The sequence below is a fragment of the Polynucleobacter sp. 35-46-11 genome (assembly GCF_002281105.1).
Map to the genome: position 1 here is coordinate 1 of NZ_NCFJ01000218.1, position 4,065 is coordinate 4,065.

Here is a 4,065-nt window from a genome sequence, read left to right on the forward strand (position 1 = left end):
CACCCTTACAAATACCGGTAATGGTCACCAGCCCAGATGGAGTTTCTACTGTCATGGACGCAGCTTTAGGCTGAGTATCTGTCGTCATAATGGCTTCTGCAGCATCAAGCCAATGGTCTTCGCCTAGGCTAGCAACTGCTTTAGGCAATCCAGCAATTAATCTGTCGATCGGCAGTGGTTCCAGAATCACACCAGTTGAAAACGGCAAAATTTGTTCTGGATTGAGCTTAAGTTCTTTTGCTAATTCGGCACAAGTGGATAGGGCATCTTTCATGCCCCGCTCACCAGTTCCCGCATTCGCATTACCCGTATTCACCACCAAAGCGCGAATCCCACCCTTTGCACTATCCAAGGCTAAATGCTCTTTGCAAACTTGAACTGGTGCAGCACAAAATCGATTTAAAGTAAAAACACCAGCAACTTGGGAACCAGGTGCTAAGGTCATCACCAATAAGTCTTTGCGATTAGCTTTCTTGATTCCAGCTTCAGTGATACCCATCTGAAAACCCTTCACAGGCTTTAGTTGGTCTTTTTGAGGGAGTGGTAAGTTGACAGTCATATATGCTTCTAAAACAAGGGGATTAATAGGAAAGGGCTATCCGCCGCCTCTCCGAGTATAAAGATCAAAGCGATCTAAGATGGCTTGAATTTGCTCGGCAGAAAAAAATGCATCAAACGTGATAACCAACTCCAGCACTGGGATGCTTAAAAGTGCAATTTTGCGACTTTTTAAAGTAGTCCCACACATCGTAATCCGAGAATGGGTTCCAAGAAGAAGTTCGCGATCGTCAATTACTAGGGAAGTTTGCTGGTATAGATCACTCAAAGCTTCTGGTAGCCAGCGAACTAGATCTTCCGGAGTGCAACCCATCACTCGCTTGAACTCAAAAACAGCACCGCCTGACAAAGAATTAACCACCTGCAACTGGGGGGCAGATGGCTAAGGCATCGTTCTCCTTAAGGATATAAGAGAGACGCTGATCTGGATTTACATAAACCCCATTAACCATTACCAAGTGGGCTGACTTACTAGGAATTTTGTACAGCTCAATCATGTCCCCAATAGTACTTCCTTCAGGAACCACGATATCAGCTTCAATCCCATTCTTTTTTGAGGGCGGAAGATAACTTGCCAGACTGGCAAACAACTTCAAAGTAATTTGCATACTTAAAGCTTAATTCATCCAAGCAGATTGTGCTTGCCCTTTTGCCAGGTAAGCTTCCATTGCTTGTGTCGGATCACGTAATAAATGCGACTTCCATTCGCCTAATCGGGTCTTGGATTGAATAAGGCCTCGTAATACCCCAATATGATCGGTCGTCCCAACGCAAGTAGCCCCAATCAAAATATCACCCAAGAATTCCAAACGGAGATACTTGAAATGCTCTCGATCAACAATCTCTACATGATCACCATCTTTGGCACCAGACCATAAACCGAATGAGGACGAAATCAATCCTAGCGTATCTAGCACATTGATTTGAAGGGCTCCAAGACTTTGGGCGTCACCACCAGTCATCGCAATACCTGCAATTCGAGCTTGATCGGCTGCATTGGGCTGAATTGCATTCACAATTCGATTACCGGTTGAAAAATCAATCCCCTCAGAAACATCACCTGCGGCATAAATATCCGGATGTGATGTTTGCATATGCTCATTTACCAAAACGCCATTATGAATCTCGAGTCCTGAATTTTTAAGGCACTCGATGTTGGGCTTTACTCCGGTTGCCGAAATGACAAGATCTACCTCTAGGACTTTTCCATTCGAAAGCTTAACGCTCAGAGCAGATCCAGATGAGCTAATTTCCTCTACTCGAGTGCCAGTAAAAACATCAATCCCTTGAGACTGAACCCACTCCTTAATCATGCCGCCAGCAAGCTCAGTCATCATTCTAGGCACCATTCGGTCACCCATTTCTACCACTGTCAACTGCACATCACGACTAGCTAAGGCCTCCAAAATAATGCAACCAATAAAACCGGCGCCCATCTGTAACACGCGGGTTCCTGGCTTGGCGATAGATGCAATAGATCGGGCATCCGCCATAGTCCAACAAGAGTGCACTCCCGGTAATTGAATGCCTGGAATAGGCGGCTGCACTGGCACAGAACCAGTTGCAATCAGTAGCTTGTCAAAAGAAATCCGAGTTCCGCCTTGGATGATGAGTTCCTTGGCCTTGCAATCCACAGCATCTACGCGACCATATAACTGCTCAATCTTCAGCTTATCAAAATGGTGAGGATCTTTGCGTAAATAAGTCCCTGACTCTTGAATGTTTCCCATTAATAAATATGGAATTGCCATCCGCGAGTAAGGCGGCACATCCTCAGAACCGATCATGATAATTTGATCAGAGGGTGCGCGTTTGCGAATAGTCTCTGCGGCAATCACGCCCGCAGGACCATTTCCTAAAATAAGGTGCTTCATCTAAAAGATCTTACAGTCCAAGACGCTTAAGTGTTTCCGCACTCGGACGACCCTCAGGATCCCAGCCACGGATCTTATAGTACTCAGGGAGCATCTTATCTAAACCACTCACAGCACCCTTGCCTGGACCAGTTTTTGCAGCTTCTGTCATCAAGCGCTTCGGTAATTTATCGTCTTTGCTAGTAAAGCCGGCACGATTATTAAAGTCGCGTTCCATATTCCAAATACGCTCACCAATCGTAGTCAAGTTCTCTACCGTAAATTCATCGCCACATGCAGCCTGCAACTGTGGGGCTACATCGGCAAGCGTCCAAGCGAAGCTAGTAAAAATACAAATCCCTGCCGAGTCAAATGCAGCAGTTGCATCTTGGAATGCCTTGACCAACTCTGGCTTGCCTTGCGTATCTGCTGGTTCAGTCTTTACTGGAATACCTAAAACCTCAGAGGCAATCGTGTAACCGCGTAAGTGACATGCGCCGCGGTTTGAAGTTGCATAAGCCAAGCCAATACCCTGAATCACACGCCCATCATATGCAGGAAACTCTTGACCCTTGACGCTCATAGAGAGGTCTGGCTGCCCATATTTTTTAGTCAAACGCGCAGAACCAAGCCCAAGCTCTTTTCCAAAGCCAATACCATTTGCAGTAATTTCCGCGAAATAACACAGCGCTTTAGCAGAACCAAATGGTGCCTCGATACCAAGCTGCTCTTTTGTTAGGACGCCCATTTCATACATTTCCATCACAGCGCCCACGGTTGCACCAAAAGAGATCGGATCAAACCCATCCTCATTGCACAACATGTTGGCAAACTGCAATGCTTCTAAATCGTTTACGCCATTTGCAGCACCCAAGGCCCAAGCAGCCTCATACTCCAAGCCACCTGAGGCGTTCATATACTGGGGTTTATTCTCAATTGAAAAATGTGTCTCATCAATTTTTGAGATACGTCCACAGGCGATAGTACATGCAAAGCAAGCTTGATTCGTCACTAGATGGGTCTTCCCATCTGAAGTACGTGGGGTAGCCATCGCCTCAGCAGAAATATCCTTAGCGCCATCAAACTGAACATCTTGATGATTGCGGGTTGGCAATGCACCAACTTCATTAATCACATTCATTAAGACTTGTGTTCCATAAGTAGGCAAGCCCTCTCCCGTCACACCATTACCAGCTAAAACTGCTTTGCCAGCGCGAGTTGCTTCCATAAAGGCTTTAGGATTTTTAATGTTGCCGACACCTTTTGTACCTCGAACTGCAACTGCTTTTAAGTTCTTACTGCCCATCACCGCTCCTACGCCAGAGCGTCCAGCCGCACGATGCAAGTCATTCACGATTGCAGCGTAAAGAACTTCATTTTCACCCGCACGACCAATGCAAGAAACTCGAATTTGGGGGTCTTGATGCTTAGTCTTAATTGCAGGCTCTGTTTCCCAAACAGTTTTACCCCACAAATCAGAGGCATCGATCAACTCTGCCTTATCGTTCTCAATAAATAGATAAACCGGCTTAGGTGATTTACCTTCGACAATCACCATATCCCAACCAGCCATTTTCAGCTCTGCACCCCAATAGCCACCAGAGTTCGAGCAGGCAATAGCTCCAGTCAATGGACCCTTGGTCACCACTGTGTA

General features: G+C 46.1%; 5 protein-coding genes. All 5 read right to left on the reverse strand.

Features of this window, described 5'->3' with window-relative positions:
- A partial coding sequence (locus B7Y67_RS12185) for a bifunctional ornithine acetyltransferase/N-acetylglutamate synthase (RefSeq protein WP_293598879.1) occupies positions 1–559 on the reverse strand: 559 nt, incomplete at its 3' end.
- A 36-nt stretch (positions 560–595) separates the two neighbouring features.
- Positions 596–907 (reverse strand): hypothetical protein, encoded by a 312-nt coding sequence (locus tag B7Y67_RS12190; protein WP_293598880.1) that lies wholly within the window; start codon positions 905–907, stop codon positions 596–598.
- Between the two features lie 4 nt (positions 908–911).
- Positions 912–1,166 carry a MoaD/ThiS family protein gene (locus B7Y67_RS12195; protein WP_215302436.1) on the reverse strand — a complete coding sequence of 85 codons (255 nt, stop codon included), beginning with the start codon at positions 1,164–1,166 and terminating at the stop codon, positions 912–914.
- Positions 1,167–1,175: 9 nt separating this feature from the next.
- On the reverse strand, positions 1,176–2,432 hold the full coding sequence (locus tag B7Y67_RS12200) for an FAD-dependent oxidoreductase (RefSeq protein ID WP_293598881.1): 1,257 nt from the start codon (positions 2,430–2,432) through the stop codon (positions 1,176–1,178).
- A gap of 10 nt (positions 2,433–2,442) precedes the next feature.
- The coding region (locus B7Y67_RS12205) for an aldehyde ferredoxin oxidoreductase family protein (RefSeq protein WP_293598882.1) at positions 2,443–4,065 on the reverse strand (1,623 nt) is incomplete at its 5' end.

What these genes read in the sequence shown, in the direction of transcription:
- B7Y67_RS12195 (WP_215302436.1), bottom strand. Translation starts at nt 1,166, where the DNA reads ATGCAAATTACTTTGAAGTTGTTTGCCAGTCTGGCAAGTTATCTTCCG.
- B7Y67_RS12200 (WP_293598881.1), bottom strand. Translation starts at nt 2,432, where the DNA reads ATGAAGCACCTTATTTTAGGAAATGGTCCTGCGGGCGTGATTGCCGCA.